This window comes from Pseudomonas sp. Marseille-QA0892, from assembly GCF_054950135.1.
Genome location: NZ_CM143104.1, coordinates 3,611,375 through 3,635,623 on the forward strand (window position 1 = coordinate 3,611,375; position 24,249 = coordinate 3,635,623).

19 protein-coding genes, 6 tRNA genes and 3 rRNA genes are annotated in these 24,249 nt (G+C 55.9%); 4 read left to right on the forward strand and 24 right to left on the reverse strand.

All coding sequences use genetic code 11. From position 1 onward, the window contains the following. Nucleotides 1-7 precede the first annotated feature (7 nt). The 16 genes from nusG to tyrS all read right to left on the reverse strand — a co-directional run bounded on the left by nusG (nt 8) and on the right by tyrS (nt 13,219). Nucleotides 8-541: a transcription termination/antitermination protein NusG gene (gene nusG / locus ACY8D3_RS16855; protein ID WP_462379971.1), complete on the reverse strand. Its 534-nt coding sequence runs from the start codon at nt 539-541 to the stop codon at nt 8-10. Nucleotides 542-550: 9 nt separating this feature from the next. Next, a complete protein-coding gene (gene secE, locus ACY8D3_RS16860) occupies nt 551-919 on the reverse strand; it encodes a preprotein translocase subunit SecE (protein WP_462379972.1) in 369 nt (122 codons plus the stop codon). Between the two features lie 48 nt (nt 920-967). Then, a tRNA-Trp gene (locus ACY8D3_RS16865) sits at nt 968-1,043 on the reverse strand. 52 nt (nt 1,044-1,095) lie between these two features. Continuing rightward, the gene (gene tuf, locus ACY8D3_RS16870; protein WP_462379961.1) at nt 1,096-2,289 is read right to left on the reverse strand and encodes an elongation factor Tu; all 1,194 of its coding nucleotides are present in this window, start codon (nt 2,287-2,289) and stop codon (nt 1,096-1,098) included. A gap of 85 nt (nt 2,290-2,374) precedes the next feature. After that, nucleotides 2,375-2,450: transfer RNA gene (locus ACY8D3_RS16875), tRNA-Thr, on the reverse strand. 29 nt (nt 2,451-2,479) lie between these two features. Continuing rightward, a tRNA-Gly gene (locus ACY8D3_RS16880) sits at nt 2,480-2,553 on the reverse strand. A 26-nt stretch (nt 2,554-2,579) separates the two neighbouring features. After that, a tRNA-Tyr gene (locus ACY8D3_RS16885) sits at nt 2,580-2,664 on the reverse strand. A gap of 132 nt (nt 2,665-2,796) precedes the next feature. Continuing rightward, the gene (locus ACY8D3_RS16890; protein WP_462379973.1) at nt 2,797-3,480 is read right to left on the reverse strand and encodes an SPOR domain-containing protein; all 684 of its coding nucleotides are present in this window, start codon (nt 3,478-3,480) and stop codon (nt 2,797-2,799) included. Next, nucleotides 3,480-4,238, reverse strand: a complete 759-nt coding sequence (locus tag ACY8D3_RS16895; protein WP_462379974.1) for a type III pantothenate kinase — start codon at nt 4,236-4,238, stop codon at nt 3,480-3,482. Before ACY8D3_RS16895 ends, ACY8D3_RS16890 begins: the two co-directional genes overlap by 1 nt. After that, nucleotides 4,235-5,185 carry a bifunctional biotin--[acetyl-CoA-carboxylase] ligase/biotin operon repressor BirA gene (gene birA / locus ACY8D3_RS16900; RefSeq protein ID WP_462379975.1) on the reverse strand — a complete coding sequence of 317 codons (951 nt, stop codon included), beginning with the start codon at nt 5,183-5,185 and terminating at the stop codon, nt 4,235-4,237. The genes ACY8D3_RS16895 and birA overlap by 4 nt, the downstream gene beginning before the upstream one ends. A gap of 1,093 nt (nt 5,186-6,278) precedes the next feature. Beyond that, nucleotides 6,279-6,394 (reverse strand): 5S ribosomal RNA (rrf, locus tag ACY8D3_RS16905). A gap of 139 nt (nt 6,395-6,533) precedes the next feature. Continuing rightward, a 23S ribosomal RNA gene (locus tag ACY8D3_RS16910) occupies nt 6,534-9,425 on the reverse strand. A 237-nt stretch (nt 9,426-9,662) separates the two neighbouring features. Further along, nucleotides 9,663-9,738: transfer RNA gene (locus ACY8D3_RS16915), tRNA-Ala, on the reverse strand. Between the two features lie 31 nt (nt 9,739-9,769). Further along, nucleotides 9,770-9,846: transfer RNA gene (locus tag ACY8D3_RS16920), tRNA-Ile, on the reverse strand. A gap of 94 nt (nt 9,847-9,940) precedes the next feature. Further along, a 16S ribosomal RNA gene (locus ACY8D3_RS16925) occupies nt 9,941-11,476 on the reverse strand. The 16S, 23S and 5S rRNA genes sit together here with 2 tRNA genes alongside, the layout of an rRNA operon. Nucleotides 11,477-12,010: 534 nt before the next feature. Further along, a complete protein-coding gene (tyrS, locus tag ACY8D3_RS16930) occupies nt 12,011-13,219 on the reverse strand; it encodes a tyrosine--tRNA ligase (protein WP_462379977.1) in 1,209 nt (402 codons plus the stop codon). Between the two features lie 171 nt (nt 13,220-13,390). Between tyrS and ACY8D3_RS16935 the strand changes: the two genes are divergently transcribed. Further along, nucleotides 13,391-14,854, forward strand: a complete 1,464-nt coding sequence (locus tag ACY8D3_RS16935) for a peptidoglycan DD-metalloendopeptidase family protein (protein WP_462379978.1) — start codon at nt 13,391-13,393, stop codon at nt 14,852-14,854. Continuing rightward, nucleotides 14,851-15,939 carry an anhydro-N-acetylmuramic acid kinase gene (locus ACY8D3_RS16940; protein ID WP_462379979.1) on the forward strand — a complete coding sequence of 363 codons (1,089 nt, stop codon included), beginning with the start codon at nt 14,851-14,853 and terminating at the stop codon, nt 15,937-15,939. The genes ACY8D3_RS16935 and ACY8D3_RS16940 overlap by 4 nt, the downstream gene beginning before the upstream one ends. A gap of 22 nt (nt 15,940-15,961) precedes the next feature. Here ACY8D3_RS16940 and erpA read toward each other — a convergent pair whose 3' ends face one another. Further along, entirely contained in the window at nt 15,962-16,312 is a 351-nt protein-coding gene (gene erpA / locus ACY8D3_RS16945) for an iron-sulfur cluster insertion protein ErpA (RefSeq protein ID WP_462379980.1), read from the reverse strand. A gap of 183 nt (nt 16,313-16,495) precedes the next feature. Between erpA and coq7 the strand changes: the two genes are divergently transcribed. Beyond that, nucleotides 16,496-17,143 (forward strand): 2-polyprenyl-3-methyl-6-methoxy-1,4-benzoquinone monooxygenase, encoded by a 648-nt coding sequence (gene coq7 / locus ACY8D3_RS16950; protein ID WP_462379982.1) that lies wholly within the window; start codon nt 16,496-16,498, stop codon nt 17,141-17,143. 101 nt (nt 17,144-17,244) lie between these two features. Here coq7 and ACY8D3_RS16955 read toward each other — a convergent pair whose 3' ends face one another. Further along, a complete protein-coding gene (locus tag ACY8D3_RS16955) occupies nt 17,245-17,667 on the reverse strand; it encodes an OsmC family protein (RefSeq protein WP_462379983.1) in 423 nt (140 codons plus the stop codon). Between the two features lie 229 nt (nt 17,668-17,896). Here ACY8D3_RS16955 and crp point away from each other — a divergent pair, with 229 nt between their 5' ends. Then, entirely contained in the window at nt 17,897-18,541 is a 645-nt protein-coding gene (gene crp / locus ACY8D3_RS16960; protein WP_462379984.1) for a cAMP-activated global transcriptional regulator CRP, read from the forward strand. 65 nt (nt 18,542-18,606) lie between these two features. On the opposite strand, the gene trpC is transcribed toward crp, so the two are convergent. From trpC to rpe, 6 genes are all read right to left on the reverse strand, one after another. Further along, nucleotides 18,607-19,407, reverse strand: a complete 801-nt coding sequence (gene trpC, locus ACY8D3_RS16965; RefSeq protein ID WP_462379985.1) for an indole-3-glycerol phosphate synthase TrpC — start codon at nt 19,405-19,407, stop codon at nt 18,607-18,609. Then, complete coding sequence (gene trpD / locus ACY8D3_RS16970) at nt 19,404-20,450, reverse strand: anthranilate phosphoribosyltransferase (protein ID WP_462379986.1); 1,047 nt, start codon at nt 20,448-20,450, stop codon at nt 19,404-19,406. The genes trpC and trpD overlap by 4 nt, the downstream gene beginning before the upstream one ends. Further along, nucleotides 20,447-21,040, reverse strand: a complete 594-nt coding sequence (locus ACY8D3_RS16975; RefSeq protein ID WP_462379987.1) for an aminodeoxychorismate/anthranilate synthase component II — start codon at nt 21,038-21,040, stop codon at nt 20,447-20,449. Before ACY8D3_RS16975 ends, trpD begins: the two co-directional genes overlap by 4 nt. A gap of 10 nt (nt 21,041-21,050) precedes the next feature. Further along, nucleotides 21,051-22,541: an anthranilate synthase component I gene (gene trpE, locus ACY8D3_RS16980; RefSeq protein WP_462379988.1), complete on the reverse strand. Its 1,491-nt coding sequence runs from the start codon at nt 22,539-22,541 to the stop codon at nt 21,051-21,053. A 209-nt stretch (nt 22,542-22,750) separates the two neighbouring features. Then, entirely contained in the window at nt 22,751-23,389 is a 639-nt protein-coding gene (locus tag ACY8D3_RS16985; RefSeq protein ID WP_462384417.1) for a phosphoglycolate phosphatase, read from the reverse strand. A 59-nt stretch (nt 23,390-23,448) separates the two neighbouring features. Next, complete coding sequence (gene rpe, locus ACY8D3_RS16990) at nt 23,449-24,123, reverse strand: ribulose-phosphate 3-epimerase (RefSeq protein ID WP_462379989.1); 675 nt, start codon at nt 24,121-24,123, stop codon at nt 23,449-23,451. Nucleotides 24,124-24,249: the final 126 nt, after the last annotated feature.

Here is a 24,249-nt window from a genome sequence, read left to right on the forward strand (position 1 = left end):
ACGCGTATCAGACTTTCTCTACTTGGCTGAACTCGAGTTCGACCGGAGTGGAGCGCCCGAAGATGAGAACCGCCACTTGAATGCGACTTTTCTCGTAGTTCACCTCTTCCACTACGCCATTGAAATCAGCGAAGGGACCATCAACGACACGAACCGTTTCACCAGGTTCAAAAAGCGTTTTCGGCTTAGGCTTGTCACCACTATCGGCAACGCGACGAAGAATCGCTTCTGCCTCTTTGTCGGTGATTGGCGCGGGCTTATCAGCAGTACCACCAATGAAGCCCATAACGCGAGGAGTGTCTTTTACAAGGTGCCAAGCACCTTCCGTCATATCCATCTGAACAAGGACATAACCGGGAAAGAATTTGCGCTCGCTTTTGCGCTTCTGACCATTCCGCATCTCGACCACTTCTTCAGTGGGAACGAGAATCTCGCCGAACTCTTCTTCCATTCCGGCAAGCTTGACGCGCTCGATAAGCGAGCGCATGACATGCTTTTCGTATCCCGAATAAGCATGCACAACGTACCAACGCTTAGCCACGGGCGTACCTTAACCAACAATCATGGAAATAAGCCAACCGAGCAGGGAGTCAAGCCCCCAAAGCAGCAGCGCCATCACAAGCACTACAACAACTACGATTAGCGTGGTCTGGGAAGTCTCTTGCCGCGTCGGCCATACAACCTTGCGAATCTCTGCCCGGGCCTCCTTGACGAGAGCGGCGAATAGCCGACCCTTGGATGTCTGCAACGCCACTGCGGCAGCCGCACCACCCAACACCAGGACACCCAACACGCGATACAGAATTGGCTCGGCGGAGAAATACTGGTTACCTACAACGGCAACCACGACCAAAGCAACCACAACCAGCCACTTAAAGACATCGAGACTAGAGTCTTTGGCTTCAGCCTTGGCGTTCATCTGCAAAGATCCTGTGAAATAAATGCCAGACTCTCAAACACTGGAATCTGGCAGGCCAGGAGGGAATCGAACCCCCAACCTGCGGTTTTGGAGACCGCCGCTCTGCCAATTGAGCTACTGGCCTAGAACAAAACCAGGCCGGCCATTATGCCGGCCTGGACACCCAAGATCAACGATTATTCGAAGATCTTGGCAACCACGCCGGCGCCGACGGTACGGCCGCCTTCGCGAATCGCGAAGCGCAGACCTTCTTCCATCGCGATCGGAGCGATCAGGGTAACAACCATCTTGATGTTGTCGCCCGGCATAACCATCTCGACGCCTTCCGGCAGTTCGCAGTTACCAGTCACGTCCGTGGTACGGAAGTAGAACTGAGGACGGTAGCCCTTGAAGAAAGGCGTGTGACGACCACCTTCTTCCTTGGACAGAACGTACACTTCGCACTCGAACTTGGTGTGCGGCTTGATGGTGCCTGGCTTGGCCAGAACCTGGCCACGCTCGACGTCATCACGCTTGGTACCACGCAGCAGTGCGCCAATGTTCTCGCCCGCACGACCTTCGTCGAGCAGCTTACGGAACATTTCAACGCCAGTGCAGGTAGTCTTGGTAGTGGCCTTGATGCCGACGATTTCAATTTCTTCGCCGACCTTGACAATGCCACGCTCAACACGACCGGTTACAACGGTACCGCGGCCCGAGATCGAGAACACGTCTTCAATCGGCATCAGGAACGGCTGGTCGATAGCGCGAACAGGCTCAGGAATGTAGGAATCCAGAGTCTCTACGAGCTTACGAACAGCGCTAACGCCGATTTCGTTGTCGTCCTTGCCTTCCAGCGCCATCAGTGCAGAACCGATAACGATAGGAGTGTCGTCGCCTGGGAACTCATAAGTGTTCAGCAGATCACGCACTTCCATTTCGACCAGCTCGAGCAGCTCGGCGTCGTCTACCATGTCGGCCTTGTTCAGGAACACGACGATGTAAGGAACACCAACCTGACGGGACAGCAGGATGTGCTCGCGAGTCTGAGGCATGGGGCCGTCAGCAGCCGAGCAAACCAGGATCGCGCCGTCCATCTGAGCAGCACCGGTGATCATGTTCTTCACATAGTCAGCGTGACCGGGACAGTCAACGTGAGCGTAGTGACGAACAGCCGAGTCGTACTCAACGTGCGAGGTGTTGATGGTGATACCGCGAGCCTTTTCTTCAGGCGCGTTGTCGATCTGCGAGAAATCACGCGCAGAACCACCCCAGGTCTCCGCACAAACCTTGGTCAGAGCCGCGGTCAGCGTGGTTTTGCCGTGGTCAACGTGACCAATGGTGCCTACGTTGACGTGCGGTTTGTTACGTTCGAATTTCTCTTTGGCCATCTTCTTCGGCTCCCATCAACACACTGAACGAGTCCGCCACCATTAAAACAAAGGCAGATATTTTCATATCTGCCTTGCCGGATAGTGGAGCTCATGAGCGGATTTGAACCGCTGACCTCACCCTTACCAAGGGTGTGCTCTACCAACTGAGCTACATGAGCCAAACTTCTTGCCAGAACAACATCAAAGCTGGAGCGGGTAGCGGGAATCGAACCCGCATCATCAGCTTGGAAGGCTGAGGTTCTACCACTGAACTATACCCGCGGAGCCCGGTAGCTCTCGCTAAAAACTGGTGGAGGGGGAAGGATTCGAACCTTCGAAGTCTATGACGTCAGATTTACAGTCTGATCCCTTTGGCCGCTCGGGAACCCCTCCAAAAGGAGGCGGCATTCTCATGGTATGCCACCCTTCTGTCAAGCTTTTTTCAGTAAAAACCTGAACTTAGCTATTACGACAGTGCTTTCAACATCAAAGCCTAATACTCATCAGCTGAAAGCGGGCGCCATTCTAATCGAAGGAATTATGGGTTGCAATGCTTTCGCAACCTTCCAAGCGATGTTGCAATCCAGGAAAAATTGCGCTGAGCTGCTGAATGACTTCGGGCCCGATCAGCCGACGCTCTTCCGGAAGAACCTTCACCCAGTACGCGTTACGTGTTCTAGGCAATTCTCGCAACGCAGGCTCGTAGCCCGCTTGTCTTACTTTCTGCATCGCAATCTCTGCGGCCTGGCGACGGGCGAACATGCCGAGCGATATGCCGTTTGCGAGGTCGCCTTCCGCAATCAGATAGCTCTCGAGTTGACGTGCCTGGAGCTCTCTAAGCTGGCGCACAGATGCTTCCCTGGAGGCCAGTGGTGCGAGATAAACCCAATAGTCTGTGTCGGACGCAACCGACTCCTCCAGAATTTCACCTGACACGCCCAGACTGAGTACGCGCTGCTGTAGTTGCCCCACCAATTCCCGGCGAGCGTTTCCACCTATGAATAAGCACACATCCTGACCTTTAGCCGGCATTGGTCCTACAACCGGAGCAAGTGAAGCATTGCTTTCGCTCAACAGCTGAATATTTTGCTTTAAGGCCCGCGCCAGCACCGGCGACTCGGCCTGCTTTGGCAGCGCAGTGACGCTCTGCAGGTGCCAGACGTAATAGAACAGGTTGAGGACGACGAGCAACATGAATGTCCAGCGCATCAGTGCTCCTCATATGCGGGGCAGGCTATCGCCAGCCCTTGGAAAACCAGATCGGGAACAATATGAGCGCCTACCACGGCCTCGCTGGCTACAAGCGCATCGCCTCCGGTGAGATACACGTCATGGTTGGTTCCTATGTATTCGGCAGCGAGAGCAACTTGCGTTGCGACGAAACTGCGCATCATCAGCACACAGCCACGCTCGACCGCTTCAACGGTATTTCGTCCCGGCTCGAGGAGTGTTACGGCTTGGGCGGCGGAGTGCTGGTCGTAACGGATGCGCCGCGTATGGATCTGCAGCTGGCTTCGCATAAGCGGAATACCCGGACAGATATACCCGCCCAGATGCCGCCCTTCGCTGGTGACAACATCGCAGGTCACCGCCGTACCCAGGTCAAATACAACGCACGCCTTACCAGATAGATGGTAAGCAGCGACCAGCGCGAGCCACCGGTCCATGCCAAGACGAGAAAACTCGTCGTAACCATTAACCACGCCACCAAGAGTCTCAGACGGCGCCGCTATACTAACTCCGACGTTGAAATTCTCCTTGATGGCCTCAGCGAGGCCCAACGTTTCGGCCTCGCTACGAACGCTGACAAAGCGACAAAACGATAATTTGAGGGCATCGATTCGATCGAGCTCCTGAAGCAGATCTTCAGGTTGCGCAACGGTACCGCCTCCCATGCTCGCATTTGAGCGCGGGCATAGCACCCGCCATTTGATGAAGCTGTTGCCGCAATCCATCTCAAGGATCATGTCATGAGCCTCAAACTCAACTCCCCACCGCTAAAGGCACGCTCAACCCCATCCACCTCGATCAGCAGCGCACCTCGCTCATCAACTCTGCGGGCAACTCCATTTTGGATATGGGCGCCCGATATCAGAGAAACCGGCTGGTCGCGCCACGCGTGTAGCACTTCCCATCGGCTTTTAAGCGCGCCACTGAAACCTTGCTCATAGTGCTCAGCTAAGCAGGCGCCCAACGTGTCCGTGAGCTTCATCGCAATAGCCGTACGATCCCAAAGGCGGCCAGCTTGAAGGCGAAGAGAGGTCCAAGGCTGATCTACGGCTTCCGTAGCTTGCATGTTGACGTTCACGCCGACGCCAATTATGGCTGTGCATACATCCATTGGGTCGCCATGAAGCTCAATGAGTACCCCGGCCACTTTCCGGCCAGCAAGCAACACATCGTTCGGCCACTTCAGCCCAATATCAGTTACACCGATGGAGATCAGGGTCTCTGCGACCGCAACGCCGACGGTGAGGCTCAAACCATCCAAGCGAGAGCTTCCCCCTGTCAACTCAGCGGCCAGACTATAGTAGATGTTTTCACCGAACGGGCTGACCCACGCCCGCCCCCTCCTACCCCGACCGCTAAATTGCTGCTCGGCCACCAAGGCGAAAGGGGGCTTTGCGCCTTGGTTGAGACGCCGCAAAACTTCTGCATTTGTTGAATCTATGGAGTCAATCGTATCAAGAGGCCATGCGGTCTGGGTGGCGGTCAACCGAGCTTGGTCCAGAAGACATATGGGCTGCGACAATTTATATCCTTTACCTGGCACTGCCAGGATATCAAGCCCATGCTGATCCTTCACATGCTGGAGCCTTTTCCAAATACCGGCACGCGTAAGCGCAAGCCTTCTGCCAAGCTCATTACCGGAGTGGAACTTGCCATCGCTTAGTAGCGCTATGAGCTCATACATAGTTTTATCAGCACAATTATGAGCGCGGCATCATATCGGTGGGGCTCTACATTGCAAAGCAAGTGGCCAAGCGTAGCTCGATGTGACTGGCTGCACCCTTCGCTAACGTTTAGTCGCAGATCCCATTCCAGTTGCGGAAAGCAGCCCATTGCTGGATCCAGTTCCGGCGTTGCGGCCTAGTCAACAAAGCCAAACGCTTGAAACGAAATGGCGATAGCGCCGAAGCGGACGCGAGCAGTCTGGACACTGTCGCATTGTGATCGTAAGACACGGTATGCCTTTAGGCCCAAAATAGACGCAGCGGCTCATGAGCCAAATACAGAGCCGAGGAGCCGGGATCGGAGTTTCATTCCCAGCAGTGCCGTAGGCAACGGAGCACAGAATAAGCGCCTTCAAGCGATTGCCTGATCGAAAACATGCCCGCCAAACCCTAATGCCATGGAGCATAGTAAAGAAGCACGTCAACCTGGCCGGATCTAAGAGCTGGCTGGGAAAACCATCAGCGCACCGAAACGGTCAGCCTTTGGCCGTACTGCCTAAGGCTCAGGCTCAGGCTCAGGCTCAGGCTCAGGCTCAGGCTTAAGCTTAAGCTTAAGCTCAAGCTCAAGCTCAAGCTCAAGCTCAAGAATAGTGCTACAGCGTTAATTTCCCGCAAATTCGTAGCGATGAGCGGGGACGCAGTCGCCGGCTTGGCGTTGTCCCCCTATCTCAAACCGGAACGGTATTGTCTCGAACACAGATGTCCTGCCACGAATAGCAGTGTCCAGCTGGCTGGTACGGCACGTTAGCATCGACGCAGACCGGGATAGTTATGCGAAGCGTTTTGTTCGGGTGCTTTCCCGCGGACTATACCGCCGCCCCCTGCGGCACACATCAGCCAGGCATAAGGCAAGGCCTGGGCTGTTATAGAAGGCGGAATACAAGGACAAGCCCCTGCGCGCTTGTTGGGCTAATGAGCTCAACGCGCAGCCGCTAATAGCGCCCATTCTCGCCGCGTTGCTTGGACGTTCCGCTACGCCCCTGGCGCTCCGGGCTTTTTCGCGGCGCAAAGAAGAAACCCCAGCCTCTTTCGAAGCTGGGGTTTCGTATAGGAGCTTGACGATGACCTACTCTCACATGGGGAGACCCCACACTACCATCGGCGATGCATCGTTTCACTACTGAGTTCGGGATGGGATCAGGTGGTTCCAACGCTCTATGATCGTCAAGCAATTTGGTTGGGGAGTCGATATTGAGTCGCTTCCCCGAATTGGGTATGTGATGGATCGGTATACGAGTTCGCAAGCTTTCGGCTTGGTCGGCTTCGACCGCTCGCACCCATCTGCAAGGCAGATTGTTTGGGTGTTATATGGTCAAGCCTCACGGGCAATTAGTACTGGTTAGCTCAACGCCTCACAACGCTTACACACCCAGCCTATCAACGTCGTAGTCTTCGACGGCCCTTTAGGGGATTCAAGATCCCAGTGAGATCTCATCTTGAGGCGAGTTTCCCGCTTAGATGCTTTCAGCGGTTATCTCTTCCGAACATAGCTACCCGGCAATGCCACTGGCGTGACAACCGGAACACCAGAGGTTCGTCCACTCCGGTCCTCTCGTACTAGGAGCAGCCCCTCTCAAATCTCAAACGTCCACGGCAGATAGGGACCGAACTGTCTCACGACGTTCTAAACCCAGCTCGCGTACCACTTTAAATGGCGAACAGCCATACCCTTGGGACCGGCTTCAGCCCCAGGATGTGATGAGCCGACATCGAGGTGCCAAACACCGCCGTCGATATGAACTCTTGGGCGGTATCAGCCTGTTATCCCCGGAGTACCTTTTATCCGTTGAGCGATGGCCCTTCCATACAGAACCACCGGATCACTAAGACCTACTTTCGTACCTGCTCGACGTGTCTGTCTCGCAGTCAAGCGCGCTTTTGCCTTTATACTCTGCGACCGATTTCCGACCGGTCTGAGCGCACCTTCGTACTCCTCCGTTACTCTTTAGGAGGAGACCGCCCCAGTCAAACTGCCCACCATACACTGTCCTCGATCCGGATAACGGACCAGAGTTAGAACCTCAAGCATGCCAGGGTGGTATTTCAAGGATGGCTCCACGCAAACTGGCGTTCACGCTTCAAAGCCTCCCACCTATCCTACACAAGCAGGCTCAAAGTCCAGTGCAAAGCTACAGTAAAGGTTCACGGGGTCTTTCCGTCTAGCCGCGGATACACTGCATCTTCACAGCGATTTCAATTTCACTGAGTCTCGGGTGGAGACAGCGCCGCCATCGTTACGCCATTCGTGCAGGTCGGAACTTACCCGACAAGGAATTTCGCTACCTTAGGACCGTTATAGTTACGGCCGCCGTTTACCGGGGCTTCGATCAAGAGCTTCGCTTGCGCTAACCCCATCAATTAACCTTCCGGCACCGGGCAGGCGTCACACCCTATACGTCCACTTTCGTGTTTGCAGAGTGCTGTGTTTTTAATAAACAGTCGCAGCGGCCTGGTATCTTCGACCGGCATGAGCTTACGGGGTAAACCCTTCACCCTCACCGGCGCACCTTCTCCCGAAGTTACGGTGCCATTTTGCCTAGTTCCTTCACCCGAGTTCTCTCAAGCGCCTTGGTATTCTCTACCCGACCACCTGTGTCGGTTTGGGGTACGGTTCCTGATTACCTGAAGCTTAGAGGCTTTTCCTGGAAGCATGGCATCAACCACTTCTCCTTCTAAAGAAGGATCGTCATCAGTTCTCGGCCTTAACCACCCGGATTTACCTAAGTGATCAGCCTACAACCTTAAACTTGGACAACCAACGCCAAGCTGGCCTAGCCTTCTCCGTCCCCCCATCGCAGTAACCAGAAGTACGGGAATATTAACCCGTTTCCCATCGACTACGCTCTTCAGCCTCGCCTTAGGGACCGACTCACCCTGCGTCGATTAACGTTGCGCAGGAACCCTTGGTCTTTCGGCGTGGGTGTTTTTCACACCCATTGTCGTTACTCATGTCAGCATTCGCACTTCTGATACCTCCAGCAAGCTTCTCAACTCACCTTCACAGGCTTACAGAACGCTCCTCTACCGCGTCATCAAAGATGACACCCGTAGCTTCGGTGCCTGGTTTGAGCCCCGTTACATCTTCCGCGCAGGCCGACTCGACTAGTGAGCTATTACGCTTTCTTTAAAGGGTGGCTGCTTCTAAGCCAACCTCCTAGCTGTCTGAGCCTTCCCACATCGTTTCCCACTTAACCAGGACTTTGGGACCTTAGCTGACGGTCTGGGTTGTTTCCCTTTTCACGACGGACGTTAGCACCCGCCGTGTGTCTCCCATGCTCGGCACTTCTGGGTATTCGGAGTTTGCATCGGTTTGGTAAGTCGGGATGACCCCCTAGCCGAAACAGTGCTCTACCCCCCAGAGTGATACATGAGGCGCTACCTAAATAGCTTTCGAGGAGAACCAGCTATCTCCGAGCTTGATTAGCCTTTCACTCCGATCCACAGGTCATCCGCTAACTTTTCAACGGTAGTCGGTTCGGTCCTCCAGTCAGTGTTACCTAACCTTCAACCTGCCCATGGATAGATCGCCCGGTTTCGGGTCTATACCCAGCGACTAAACGCCCTATTAAGACTCGCTTTCGCTACGCCTCCCCTATTCGGTTAAGCTCGCCACTGAATATAAGTCGCTGACCCATTATACAAAAGGTACGCAGTCACCTAACAAAGTAGGCTCCCACTGCTTGTACGCATACGGTTTCAGGTTCTATTTCACTCCCCTCTCCGGGGTTCTTTTCGCCTTTCCCTCACGGTACTGGTTCACTATCGGTCAGTCAGGAGTATTTAGCCTTGGAGGATGGTCCCCCCATATTCAGACAAGGTTTCACGTGCCCCGTCCTACTCGTTTTCACTTCAAGGATCCTTTCGTCTACAGGGCTATCACCCACTATGGCCGCACTTTCCAGAGCGTTCGACTAAAATCCAAGAAGCTTAAGGGCTGGTCCCCGTTCGCTCGCCACTACTAAGGGAATCTCGGTTGATTTCTTTTCCTCAGGGTACTTAGATGTTTCAGTTCCCCTGGTTCGCCTCTTGCACCTATGTATTCAGTACAAGATACTCAGCTTATGCTAAGTGGGTTCCCCCATTCAGAGATCTCCGGGTCACAGGTCATTTGCCACCTCACCGAAGCTTATCGCAGGCTATCACGTCTTTCATCGCCTCTGACTGCCAAGGCATCCACCGTATGCGCTTCTTCACTTGACCATATAACCCCAAGCAATCTGGTCATATGTCTCGAACGTGAAGACGACATTCGCCGAAAACTTGCGCTTGAACTCGCAAATTTTACCTTGACTCGAATAATCACCAGTGAAAGAGATTATTCGGTCTACTTCTATCACATACCCAAATTTTTAAAGAACGGTTCTGGCGCAAAGTCCAGAACTCAACATCCCACCAAAGCGGATGCTCAGTTCTGAGCTTTTCAAGCGATTCGAGTAATGGTGGAGCCAAGGAGGATCGAACTCCTGACCTCCTGCGTGCAAAGCAGGCGCTCTCCCAGCTGAGCTATGGCCCCAATGGTTCGACCGGCCTAGCCCCTCGACAATTGGTGGGTCTGGGCAGATTCGAACTGCCGACCTCACCCTTATCAGGGGTGCGCTCTAACCAACTGAGCTACAGACCCAATCTGTCTCACTCTCGGGTCTAAAACCCAATCGCTTTCGCAAGTGAATCAAGCAATTCGTGTGGGAGCTTATGAAGAAGCTGATGTCTTCGATTAAGGAGGTGATCCAGCCGCAGGTTCCCCTACGGCTACCTTGTTACGACTTCACCCCAGTCATGAATCACTCCGTGGTAACCGTCCCCCCGAAGGTTAGACTAGCTACTTCTGGAGCAACCCACTCCCATGGTGTGACGGGCGGTGTGTACAAGGCCCGGGAACGTATTCACCGTGACATTCTGATTCACGATTACTAGCGATTCCGACTTCACGCAGTCGAGTTGCAGACTGCGATCCGGACTACGATCGGTTTTATGGGATTAGCTCCACCTCGCGGCTTGGCAACCCTTTGTACCGACCATTGTAGCACGTGTGTAGCCCTGGCCGTAAGGGCCATGATGACTTGACGTCATCCCCACCTTCCTCCGGTTTGTCACCGGCAGTCTCCTTAGAGTGCCCACCCGAGGTGCTGGTAACTAAGGACAAGGGTTGCGCTCGTTACGGGACTTAACCCAACATCTCACGACACGAGCTGACGACAGCCATGCAGCACCTGTGTCTGAGTTCCCGAAGGCACCAATCCATCTCTGGAAAGTTCTCAGCATGTCAAGGCCAGGTAAGGTTCTTCGCGTTGCTTCGAATTAAACCACATGCTCCACCGCTTGTGCGGGCCCCCGTCAATTCATTTGAGTTTTAACCTTGCGGCCGTACTCCCCAGGCGGTCAACTTAATGCGTTAGCTGCGCCACTAAAATCTCAAGGATTCCAACGGCTAGTTGACATCGTTTACGGCGTGGACTACCAGGGTATCTAATCCTGTTTGCTCCCCACGCTTTCGCACCTCAGTGTCAGTATCAGTCCAGGTGGTCGCCTTCGCCACTGGTGTTCCTTCCTATATCTACGCATTTCACCGCTACACAGGAAATTCCACCACCCTCTACTGTACTCTAGTCAGGCAGTTTTGGATGCAGTTCCCAGGTTGAGCCCAGGGCTTTCACATTCAACTTACCAAACCACCTACGCGCGCTTTACGCCCAGTAATTCCGATTAACGCTTGCACCCTCTGTATTACCGCGGCTGCTGGCACAGAGTTAGCCGGTGCTTATTCTGTTGGTAACGTCAAAACTCACAGGTATTAACCGTAAGCCCTTCCTCCCAACTTAAAGTGCTTTACAATCCGAAGACCTTCTTCACACACGCGGCATGGCTGGATCAGGGTTTCCCCCATTGTCCAATATTCCCCACTGCTGCCTCCCGTAGGAGTCTGGACCGTGTCTCAGTTCCAGTGTGACTGATCATCCTCTCAGACCAGTTACGGATCGTCGCCTTGGTGAGCCTTTACCCCACCAACTAGCTAATCCGACCTAGGCTCATCTGTTAGCGTGAGGTCCGAAGATCCCCCACTTTCTCCCGTAGGACGTATGCGGTATTAGCTCGAGTTTCCCCGAGTTATCCCCCACTAACAGGCAGATTCCTAGGCATTACTCACCCGTCCGCCGCTCGCCGGCGTCCCGAAGGACCCGCTGCCGCTCGACTTGCATGTGTTAGGCCTGCCGCCAGCGTTCAATCTGAGCCATGATCAAACTCTTCAGTTCAAATCAATCCGGGTTTTGAGAAAACCCTAAACTTGGCTCAGCAATCGCAAATAAACTCTCGAATTCACGAGTGTTACTTGTGTTGCTGATAATCAGTCGACTATCAGTCTTACATCACAAGCACCCACACGAATTGCTTGATTCCGTTGTTAAAGAGCGTTTCGAACCAGTCTTTCGTCTCGTTCGAGGCCGCGCATTCTACAGCAGCCTTTCAATCTGTCAAGCTTTTGTTTTTCGAAATCTCTTTCTACTCAACCGCTTGCCGCTTTCGATTCAATCTGTCTCGTCAGCGGGAGGCGAATCTTACAGCATCCTGAAACGCTGTCAACCCCTCTTTCAACCGCTTTCGATCATCTCGACCGAAGCCACCAACAAGACCCTAACCACTGCCTTGTCAGCCCGGCGCATTCTACTCGAATCCGCCGCCAGCGCAACCTTTAATTTCGCCTAACTCTTTGATTCTCAAGGAGTTTCAGCTTCGGTCTGCGCCGGAAGTGGTGCGCATTATAGACACCCAGAACGAGGCGTCAACACTTAATTTGAAGTTTCTTTAGCAAGGCTCACCCGAGCGAAGCTTTTCTTACCGGCTTGGCAAACATGGGCCGCACCAAGCCTGAATATAAAGGAACGATTGACCACTTCGCCGTCCACTCGCACGCTGCCCCCTGCCAGTAAATCGCGCGCCGCGGCAGCGTTCTTCACCAGGCCCGCCTTATTAAGTAGCGCAGCGATCGGCATATCGGCTTCGCTTGCGATGGTAATTTCCGGAAGATCCTCAGGAAGCTCGCCGTCCTTCATTCTGTTTCCGGCCGAGCGATGCGCGTTAGCTGCCGCCTCTTCCCCATGGAACCGCGCGATGAGCTCCTGCGCGAGCTGGATCTTAATATCCCTTGGGTTTGCTCCGGCATCGACGTCCTTCCGAAGCTGTTCGATTTCTTCCATGGGCCGGAAGCTGAGCAGCTCGAAGTACCGCCAGATAAGCGAGTCAGGCATCGAAAGCAGCTTCGAATACATGATCCCAGGTGCCTCTTGGATGCCTATATAGTTGCCTAACGACTTGGACATCTTCTTAACGCCGTCCAGCCCTTCAAGCAGAGGCATGGTCACAATGCACTGAGATGCTTGACCATAAGCCCGCTGTAGCTCCCGCCCCATGAGCAGGTTGAACTTCTGGTCGGTCCCCCCAAGCTCGACATCAGCTTTCAGCGCCACAGAGTCGTAGCCTTGCATCAACGGATAGAGGAACTCATGAATCGCGATCGGCTGATTAGTGCTGTAGCGCTTCTGGAAATCATCCCGCTCCAACATTCGTGCAACGGTATAGCTTGAGGAAAGCCGAACAAAATCGGCAGGAGACAGCGCGTTGATCCAACTGGAGTTGAACACAACCTCGGTCTTCTCAGGATCAAGAATCTTGAAAACCTGGGACTTGTACGTCTCAGCGTTCGCCAAGACCTGTTCTCGGGTAAGCGGCGGTCGGGTCGCGCTCTTGCCACTCGGGTCTCCGATCATTCCAGTGAAGTCACCGATCAGAAAAAGAACGTTATGACCGAGGTCCTGAAATTGCCGCAGCTTATTGATGAGTACGGTATGCCCGAGATGCAAGTCCGGCGCGGTCGGGTCGAACCCCGCCTTAACTCGAAGCGGCTGCCCTTTTTGGAGCTTTTCGATCAGCTCGGACTCCACCAGGACTTCATCTGCGCCGCGCTTGATTAGGGCTAGCTGCTCTTCAACGGATTTCATGACCACGACCCACGGATAACAAGGTAAGTCGGCAACCTTACAAGATCACAAAACATTTAAAAACAGACCGAAACACACCACCCATCACAGAGCGGACCGCTAGCCTTGCCTGGCCTCTTTTTTGATTATATTTTAGGCAGTTATTTAGTAAGCAAATAGCCTGCACAGCCAATGACTCGATCCGGAAACAAGGTACCCCTCTACCCGAAGAGCCACCTGCTGGCAGCTAGCGGCGTCGCAGCGCTGCTAAGCTTGGCCCTCCTCGTGTTCCCTTCCAGGGAGGTCGAGGCCAAAAAGACTCACTTCAGTCTTGATATGGACAGCAGCACCGAGCGAGCGATCCGTGTGCCCGAGACGCTGCAAGGTGACAACGCAAGCCTTGAAATGCAGGCTCCGCCTCCCTTCACCCAATTGCCGAACGCTTCGGACGAAAATGCCCTCGCCGCTCAAAAAGCTGGCGATGCTCAACCCGACAGTGAGATTGCAGCTGCTGTGGAGGTAGCTGAGCCCGCCGACCCGTTGAGCCACTCCGTTACGGTAGCCAACGGCGACACACTTTCTACCGTCTTCGCAAAGGTCGGCCTTAGCGGCCAAGACGTACACAACGTTCTCGGTAGCAGCAAGGAAGCCAAACAACTCAGCCGCCTCAACATCGGCCAGGTGCTTGACTTCACCATGACCGCCGAGGGGCAGCTCGATTCGCTGACAACCAAGATTTCCGCTCTAGAAACGCTCACGCTCACCCAGCGCGACGGGCGCTACACACTTGCAAAAGAGAAGGCCAAGCCGGTTCTCCGTGAGCGCTATGCCCGGGGCACCATTGACAGCTCCTTGTTCCTTGCTGCTAGCCGTGCCGGGCTACCACAATCGATGACGTTCGACCTCGCGAACATTTTTGGCTACGACATCGATTTCGCGATGGACCTCCGCAAAGGAGACGAATTCGAAGTTATCTATGAAGACAAGCACGTCGACGGTAAAAAAGTAGGCAACGGCAATATCCTGGCCGCGCGGTTCGTGAACCGGGGCAAGACATACACAGCCGTTCGCTACGTCGACAAGCAGGGGAGCGCCAGCTACTACACCGCGTCCGGCGACAGCATGCGGAAGGCCTTTATCCGGACCCCAGTCGAGTTTGCACGTATCAGCTCGCGGTTTTCCAGCGGCCGGATGCATCCGGTGCTGCATAAAATGCGGGCGCATAAAGGCGTCGACTATGCCGCCCCTCGCGGCACCCCTATCAAAGCAACGGGCGATGGCAAGGTCATTCTGGCCGGAGTCAAAGGCGGTTATGGCAATACGATCATCGTTCAGCACGGCAATCGATATCGCACGCTGTATGCCCACATGCAAGGTTTCGCCAAAGGCATGAAGTCTGGTGCCACCGTTAAGCAGGGCCAGGTGATCGGCTACATCGGTGCAACAGGCCTAGCCACCGGCCCGCACTTGCACTACGAGTTTCATGTGAATGGCGTTCACGTGGATCCCCTGGGTGAAAAGCTGCCGATGGCCGATCCGATTGCCGGCAACGAGAAGCAACGGTTCATGCAGCGTGCCCAACCGCTAATGGCGCGAATGGATCAGGAGCGCGATACCACATTGGCCATGAACACCAAATCCGATCCCGACTCATGACTTATCACATTGGGCTGATGTCCGGGACTAGCCTCGATGGCCTGGACATCGCCCTGATTGACCTTGAGGGCAGCCACGTCAAGCTGCTCGCTACCCAGTACACAACAATGCCAGAACCACTAAAGCGGGACTTGCTCGCTTTGTGCGCGCCTGGCTCAAATGAAATCGCCCGAACCGCGATCGCCGAGAATCAATGGGCGATGCTCGCAGCGTCTGCCGTGAATCAGTTGCTCAGTGATAATGACCTATCGAGCGACGAAATATGCGCGATAGGTAGCCATGGCCAGACCATCCGTCACGAGCCAAGCCGCGGCTTTACCGTCCAGATTGGAAATCCGGCACTGATTGCCGAGCTGACCGGCATCACAGTTGTAAGTGACTTCCGGCGCCGCGATGTCGCGGCTGGAGGCGAAGGCGCGCCACTCGTGCCTGCATTCCATCAGGCCATTTTCGGCCGGGCAGATCGGCACCGGGCAGTACTGAACATCGGCGGGTTCAGCAATGTGAGTCTGCTTGGAGAGTCGGTGCTTGGATTCGATTGCGGCCCCGGCAATGCCTTGATGGATGGTTGGATCCACCGCCACAGGGGCGATCCTTATGACCAGAATGGTGAGTGGGCCGCAAGTGGCCAAGCCGTCCAGTCTCTGCTAACCAGACTGCTGGCGGAACCGTTCTTTGCCAAGCGCGGCCCTAAGAGTACGGGCCGCGAGCTTTTCAACCTGCCGTGGTTAGACGTGCACCTTCAAGAACTGCCGGACCTTGCACCTGAAGACGTGCAGGCGACGCTACTGGAGCTAACGGCGCGCTGCATTGCTGCGTCGATAACGGCAGTCGACAGACCGATCGATGACGTTCTGGTATGTGGAGGTGGTGCGCACAATGTCCAATTGATGCGCCGGCTGGCCCAGCTGATGCCAGAAGCAATTGTTTCAACGACGGACAACGAGGGAGTACCCAGCGACTGGGTTGAAGCGATGGCATTCGCCTGGTTAGCTCACCGCTGCCTTGAGAGGCAGCCTGGCAACGAACCCCGCGTAACTGGTGCGAAGGGCCTTAGAGTGCTGGGAGCGATTTACCCAGCCTGACCCTTCGCGCCATTCCAGGTCACTAGATGGAAAACGACTGGCCGCAACCGCAGGTAGTGCTAGCGTTAGGGTTCTTGATCACAAAACGGGAACCTTCCAGGCCTTCCTGATAGTCCACCTCCGCGCCAGCGAGGTATTGGAAGCTCATGGGATCGACGACAAGGCTGACCCCATCGCGTTCGACGATCGTGTCGTCTTCCGCCATTTCCTCGTCGAAAGTGAAACCATACTGGAAACCAGAGCACCCGCCGCCAGTGACGAATACTCTAAGCTTGAGTCGAGGGTTACCCTCTTCATCGACCAGGGTTTTCACTTTGCTCGCCGCGCTTACGGTGAACTGCAGCGGGGTAGGAGTAAAGGTTTCGATGGACATGGATGCTCTCCCGGCGGCAGCCGATAAAATGTTTCACTGCGGATATTATCCGCTTGTCCTAGCAAACTGGTCAACTATTGACCAGTGGCGGCATGTCAGCGATCGCTCGACTTAACCGCCGAGTCGACTGTGAACACTGTAAGCTGCGCATACCGAGTCTCTTGCACGCAATACGGAGTCCGCATGAATAACCGACGCCACTATTCTTCCGCTGATCAGCTGCTACTACAGGTGGATGCCGCGCTTCGCACACTTCTGCCGTTCAACGGCCATGCACAGCGCGTATCGCCGGCAAAGCTCAAGGAGGACACACCGCTGGAAGGCAAGCAGGCCCGGCACGTCGCCGGACTCATGCGCATCAATCACACCGGAGAAGTCTGCGCGCAGGCCTTGTACCAAGGTCAAGCGTTGACCGCCAAATTGCCGAAGGTGCGCGAGGCGATGGAGCACGCTGCTGAGGAGGAGATTGACCACCTGGCTTGGTGTGAACAGCGGATCCGCGAACTGGGAAGCCATCCAAGCGTCCTGAACCCCGCGTTCTATGGGCTTTCATTCGGCCTGGGCGCAGTAGCTGGACTTATCAGCGATAAGGTGAGCTTGGGCTTTGTGGCTGCAACGGAAGATCAGGTGGTCAAGCATCTGGACGAGCACCTTCAGCAGCTTCCGCCGGAAGATGCCAAGAGCCGGGCGATCCTGGAGCAGATGCGAAGGGATGAGGCCGAACACTCAAGCAACGCGTTGCGGGCAGGCGGCTATGCCTTCCCACGGCCTGTGAAACTTGCCATGACGGTACTTTCGAAAGTCATGACAAAAACCACGTATCGTATCTAAAGCGTCACAATCTGCCGGGCAGCGGAAGGCACTGTCCGGCAGACGTTAAACCGTTCAGATCGGCGTTAGACAGCGGCGGCTGCACGGCCGATGGGATCCTATTAGCCCAGTTCAACAATTTCGTAGTCGTGACTAATCTCAACGCCAGCACGGCCTAGCATGATCGACGCTGAGCAATATTTCTCAGCTGACAGCTCGATAGCGCGCTTCACCTGAGCGTCCTTCATTCCTCGCCCCTTGACCACGAAATGAAGATGGATTTTGGTGAAGACCTTGGGCTCATCGGATGCGCGCTCGGCATCCAAAAACACTTCGCAACTCTCTACCGGCTGCCGTGCCTTCTTCAGGATGCTCACTACATCGAAGTTGCTGCACCCTCCCAAACCGATTAACACCATCTCCATCGGCCGGATACCAAGGTTGCGTCCGCCGTTTTCAGGAGGGCCGTCCATTACTACCGCGTGACCGCTTCCAGACTCACCAAGGAAAAGGGCCTCGCCCGCCCATTGGATGCGCGCTTTCATTACCGCTCTCCTGTCGAAATTGGCGTAGCCTAGCATAGCGTCGTCGAACGACGCCCCGGATCTAAGTTCCTATGCCTGCCCATCTGCGCGCCCATAATGCCAACGGCGGCAAACGTCATGCGCTGCAGACCTTAAGACTGCTAATCAGGTCCGCATATTTTTTGGCACACTCGTTGCAAATCCAAGCGGCGCAACCATATGTCGAACTGTCAACTTGAAGGAATCAAGCATGGAAGCTGTAAAACTGCCGCAAAAAAACAAGATCCTCGATAAGCTGCTCGCGCATTGCCACCGCCGTCGCTATACGGCTAAAAGCACGATCATCTACGCAGGCGATCGCTGCGAAACGCTGTTTTTTATTATCAAAGGTTCGGTGACCATCCTTATCGAGGATGATGATGGTCGTGAAATGATCATCGGCTACCTCAACGCCGGCGACTTCTTTGGCGAAATGGGGCTGTTCGATCTCGAAGGACGCGAGCACGAACGCAGCGCTTGGGTTCGCGCGAAGGTGGAATGCGAAGTCGCAGAAATCAGCTATGCGAAGTTTCGTGAACTTGCGCAGAACGATCAGGACATCCTATTCACGCTGGGCAGCCAGATGGCCGAACGGCTGCGCCGCACTACCCGCAAGGTAGGCGATCTCGCATTCCTCGATGTGACCGGTCGCGTCGCGCGTACCCTGCTCGACCTTTGCAAGCAGCCTGATGCGATGACACATCCTGACGGTATGCAGATCAAAGTCACGCGCCAGGAAATTGGCCGAATTGTTGGCTGCTCCCGTGAGATGGTCGGCCGTGTATTGAAGAGCCTCGAAGAACAAGGGCTGGTACACGTCAAAGGCAAGACCATGGTAGTTTTTGGCACCCGGTGACGCAAAACGACAAAAAGGGCCGTGCCTCGAAAGACGCACGGCCCTTTTCGTTTTGGAAAACTCAGTCAGGGGAAAAAGAGGCGGCGCAGCTCGGTTCCCGGTTCGGGCGCACGCATGAACGCCTCTCCAACGAGGAAGCTATGAACGCCTCGTGACTGCATTAGCTCTACTGCTTGACGATCCAGAATACCGCTCTCGGTAACCACAAGGCGATCAGAAGGAATACGCTCGAGCAAATCGAGTGTCGTGTTCAAACTAACGTCAAACGTATGCAGGTTACGGTTATTTATACCTACCAGCGGCGTATCTAACGTCTGCAACGCGCGGTCGAGCTCCAGGCCATCATGCACCTCAACGAGCACATCGAGCCCTACATCCTTTGCTGTTGCCGCCAACTCGCTCATCAGGCCGTCTTCAAGCGCTGACACAATCAACAGAATGCAGTCCGCGCCAATGGCCCGCGCCTCAACCACTTGATAGGGGTCAATCATGAAATCCTTGCGAATGACCGGCAGGGTACATGCGGCGCGCGCAGTACGCAGATAGTCATCAGCACCCTGGAAAAAATCGACGTCGGTGAGCACCGACAGGCAGGCAGCCCCACCCGCCTCATAGCTCTTTGCGATTTCGGCAGGGTCGAATTGCTGACGCAGCACGCCCTTGCTGGGGGAGGCCTTTTTTACCTCTGCGATAACAGCGGGCTGCTTTTGGCCGGCGCACGACATCAACGCACCGGCGAACCCTCGAACAGGCGCCGCATGGCGTGCAAGCACCTCCTGTTCCGATAAGCTGATGCGCGACTTGCAGGCAGCGACTTCCTCGGCCTTGCGAGTCAGTATCTTCTCGAGAACAGTGGGGATGCTCATGCTTCATTCTCCAAACGGCAAACGGCGGTGAAAGCCACCAACTCTTGAAGCTTCTCCCAGGCCAACCCGGTATGCAGCGCGTCGTGCGCCAAGTGCATGCCATCTGCAAGACTGCTTGCCAAATCGGATGCGTACAGCGCAGCACCGGCATTGAGGACGATCATCTCCGCCGCCTTCTGTCCGTTATCGGTCTTTCGGCGGCCGAGCGCATCGCGGATGAGCTCCAGCGAGCCTTCCGCGTTCTCCACTGTTAGCCCTATGAGACTTTGGCTCTTGATACCGAAGTCTTCCGGCTGGATGCGGTACTCGCTAACCTGACCATCCTTCAATTCAGCCACATGGGTTGGCGCAGCAAGGCTGATCTCGTCCAGCCCATCCTGCGCGTGGACAACCAAAACGTGCGTGCTACCCAAACGGGCGAGCACCTCAGCCATCGGCCGGCAGAGCGCCTGGCTGAACACACCGATAACCTGGTGCTTCACGCCTGCCGGATTGGTCATCGGGCCGAGCATATTGAAAACAGTCCGCAAGCCCAGCTCGCGGCGCGGTCCGATTGCATGCTTCATTGCGCCGTGGTGTGCAGGTGCGAACATGAAACCGACGCCAACGCTCTCCACACAGCGCCCGACCTGATCCGGAGTTAGATTGAGGTAAATGCCGGCCGACTCCAGCAAGTCGGCACTTCCACTTTTCCCGGACACGGCGCGGTTACCGTGTTTGGCGACTTTTCCCCCAGCGGCCGCGACGACAAAAGCCGCAGCGGTAGAGACATTGAAGATGTTCATCCCATCTCCACCCGTGCCACATGTATCCACAAGGCGCTCGGCCGGGATCCTTACCGGGGCCGCAAGCTCGCGCATGACCTCTGCGGCGCCTACGATCTCGTCGATCGTTTCGCTCTTCATGCGCATGCCCATGAGAAACGCGCCAATCTGGGCGTCCGTGCACTGCCCGGTCATGATCTCACGCATGACATCCTTCATCTCGTTCGTGGAAAGATCGAGCTGACCCACGACACGATTGAGCGCTTCCTTGATATTCATCGGCGGCCTCCCTGCTGCTTCAGGAAATTGGCGAAGAGCTCATGCCCTTGCTCGGTCAGGATGGATTCGGGGTGGAATTGGACCCCCTCAACGTTGAACGTCTTGTGGCGCAGTCCCATGATCTCGTCCACCGAACCATCATCAAGCGCGGTCCAGGCAGTGACCTCGAGGCAGTCGGGGAGCGTGTCGCGTTTTACGACCAGCGAGTGATAACGCGTAACGGTCAGCGGCTTGTTGAGCCCGGCAAATACGCCACCATCTTCGTGTAGGACGGGACTTGTCTTGCCATGCATCACCTGCCGGGCCCGAACCACATCACCCCCAAACGCCTGGCCAATGCTTTGATGGCCCAGGCATACGCCGAGAACGGGCAGTTTACCCGCGAAATGGCGAATAACCTCAAGTGAGACACCGGCTTCGTTTGGCGTGCATGGCCCAGGGGATACCACGATACGCTCCGGCGCCAGCGCCTCGATCTCGGCAACGCTCAGCTCGTCGTTGCGAATGACCTTTACCTGGGCGCCCAGCTCACCGAAGTACTGCACCACGTTGTAGGTAAAGGAGTCATAGTTATCAATCATCAACAGCATGGTGGAACCCTCAGACGTCTTGACGGGTGGACTGCTCAGCCAGCGCGACCGCACGGAACATTGCGCGGCGCTTGTTGAGGGTTTCTTCCCATTCGAGTGCAGGTACCGAATCAGCGACGATGCCGCCTCCGGCCTGCACGTGCAGCTCCCCGTTCTTGATAACGGCCGTACGAATCGCGATAGCGGTATCCATGTTGCCGTTCCAGCCCAGATAGCCAACGGCGCCGCCGTAAATTCCGCGTTTAACCGGTTCCAGCTCGTCGATGATTTCCATCGCCCGGATCTTAGGCGCACCGGAGAGCGTGCCTGCCGGCAAGATCGCGCGTAGCGCATCCATTGCCGTCATGGTCGAGTCGAGCTGACCTGTCACGTTCGAGACGATGTGCATCACGTTCGAATAGCGCTCAATGACCATCTTCTCGGTCAATCGGACCGACCCTACCTCTGATACCCGGCCGACATCGTTACGCCCCAGGTCGATAAGCATCAGATGCTCGGCGATTTCCTTGGCGTCGGACAACAGATCCTGCTCGAGCGCAAGGTCCGCCTCCTCCGTTGCACCACGCGGACGGGTGCCTGCGATCGGCCGGACAGTGACTAGCCCGTCTTCCACGCGGACCAGCACTTCGGGCGAACTGCCCACCACATGGAAGTCGCCGAAGTTGAAAAAGTACATGTAGGGCGTTGGATTGAAGCAGCGAAGCGCACGATACAGGTCGATCGGCGCCGCCTTGAAGTCGATGGTCATGCGCTGCGAAGGCACGACCTGCATGCAATCACCGGCGAGGATATACGCCTTTATACGATCGACGGCAGCCTCGTAGTCCTCACGGGTAAAACTGGAGCGAAAGGATGGCTCGGCGGCCTGCCCTATCGATGAGAAATCCAGCCCAAGCCGGGGTGTGATGGGCTGGCGGATACGTTGGCGCAGTGCTGCCAGCCGCCGCTGTCCATTTTCGAACGCCCCCGACTCCCGAGGATCGACAAGTACGATGCAATGCAGCTTGCCCGCCAGGTTATCAAAGACCACCACCTCGTCAGACACCATCAGCAGGATATCGGGCGTACCGAGCGGATCCGGGTTTGGGCAACGCGCCAGACGCTCTTCCACATAGCGCACGCAGTCGTAGCCAAAGTAGCCCACCAGCCCACCGTCGAACTTTGGCAGGTTCGGCACGATCGGTACGCGATAGCGCGCTTTGAACGTCTCGACGAATGACAGGGGATGCTCGACCTCGGCGGTCTCGATCTCTCGATCGTTCTCGCTAACGCTGACGCGATGGTCGTGAACGCGTAATACGGTCCGGCAAGGAAGACCGATGATGGAGTACCGGCCCCACTTCTCACCGCCCTGAACAGACTCGAGCAGGTACGAATACGGCGCGTCAGCCAGTTTCAGATACAGCGACAGGGGGGTGTCGAAGTCAGCCAACGTTTCGAACGCCAGCGGAATACGGTTGTAGCCTTCATTGGCCAACCGCAGAAATTCATCGCGAGTCATGTGAAGCCTCGTGGTCCGAGCCGGGTGGCTCTGGGATTGGAATCGGTGTGCAAACGCGCCGGCGAGCCGGCCAGAGAATGTCAGGCGCGCCAGCGCCAACGGGCCAGAGCCTTGATGACTTTCATCCAGAGTTTGCAGACGACTACCACGGGGCACTCTCGTCAGGCGGGAAAATATTGCCGCCACACTAGCGCAGGCGGCAAAGCGAATCAACCGGGAAGCAGTCCCCGCATATCGTCCAGCACCAGGTCAGGCTGTTCGTCTTCGATGGCATGGCCATGGTTGTACCCGTATGTCATGCCAACACAGCAGACGCCTGCTGCGCGGGCGGCCTGGATGTCATTACGTGAATCGCCAATGAACAGCGATTCGCTGGGCGTAACGCCCGCCTGGGTCATGACATGAAGGAGTGGCGTGGGGTCCGGCTTCTTCTGGGGCAGCGTGTCGCCGCCGACCAGCCAGTCGAAATAGCTCAGCAGGCCTTTGTCTTCCAACAAGGGCGCAACAAACTGCTCTGGCTTATTGGTCACGACCGCCAGCTTGACGCCTTGGCGCTTCAGCCAGTCAAGCGTCGGCACCACACCCACGTAGACCGTGGTGAGCTCATGATTTTCGGCATAGGCCCGCATGAAAAGCGCGAGCGCTTCTTCAGCCGTCGCATCGTCTACCGCGGAGTAGTCGAGCTGCCCCGCCAAGGCGCGCCGTATTAGAACGGGCGCGCCGTTACCCACCCAATCGCGCACTTGGGCGACGCCCGCAGGCGGCCGGCCGAGCAGCATGAGGGTAGAGTCCACCGCCGCGGCCAGGTCTGGCACGGAATCGAGAAGCGTGCCGTCTAGATCGAACATCACCAGCCTTGGCAGCCGTTCGGGAAACAGCTGTCGCAGACCGTTCTGGCCGACGCCGCTCACGCACGCACCTCGGCAAGCTCGGCACGCATTGCGTCGATCACGGCCTTATAGTCTGGCTGGCTGTATATCGCCGAGCCGGCAACGAAGGTGTCCGCACCGGCTTGGGCGATTTCCCGAATATTCTTCACGTTCACCCCACCGTCGATTTCGAGGCGAATGTCTCGACCACTCGCGTCGATGAGCGCCCTTGCTTCGCGGAGCTTGTCCAGCGTGCCGGGGATGAATTTCTGACCGCCAAAACCTGGGTTAACGCTCATCAACAGGACCATGTCGACCTTGTCCATGACGTACTTGAGGACGTCAAGAGAGGTGGCAGGATTGAAGACCAGGCCGGCCTTGGCGCCACCATCGCGAATCAACTGGAGCGAACGATCGATATGTTCGGACGCTTCCGGATGGAAGGTGATGTAACTCGCACCCGCCTCGAGGAAGTCGCCGATGATGCGATCCACCGGTTTCACCATGAGGTGGACGTCGATGGGGGCCGTAATGCCGTACTTGCGCAGCGCCGAGCAGACCATGGGGCCAATGGTGAGGTTTGGCACGTAGTGGTTGTCCATGACGTCGAAATGGACAACATCCGCCCCTGCGGCAAGAACTGCATCAACTTCCTCGCCCAGGCGAGCGAAATCGGCGGAAAGAATCGAAGGGGCGATGGCGAAGGGCTGCATGAGAAACCTGCTGAGGCGTTCACGGAAAAGGCGCGCATTGTAACCGCTCACCCTTCTGCAGGGCACGGCAGGTATTACAAACGGCAATCCGGGGCTAGACGCCGACATTCAGCGGAGATAGGCGCC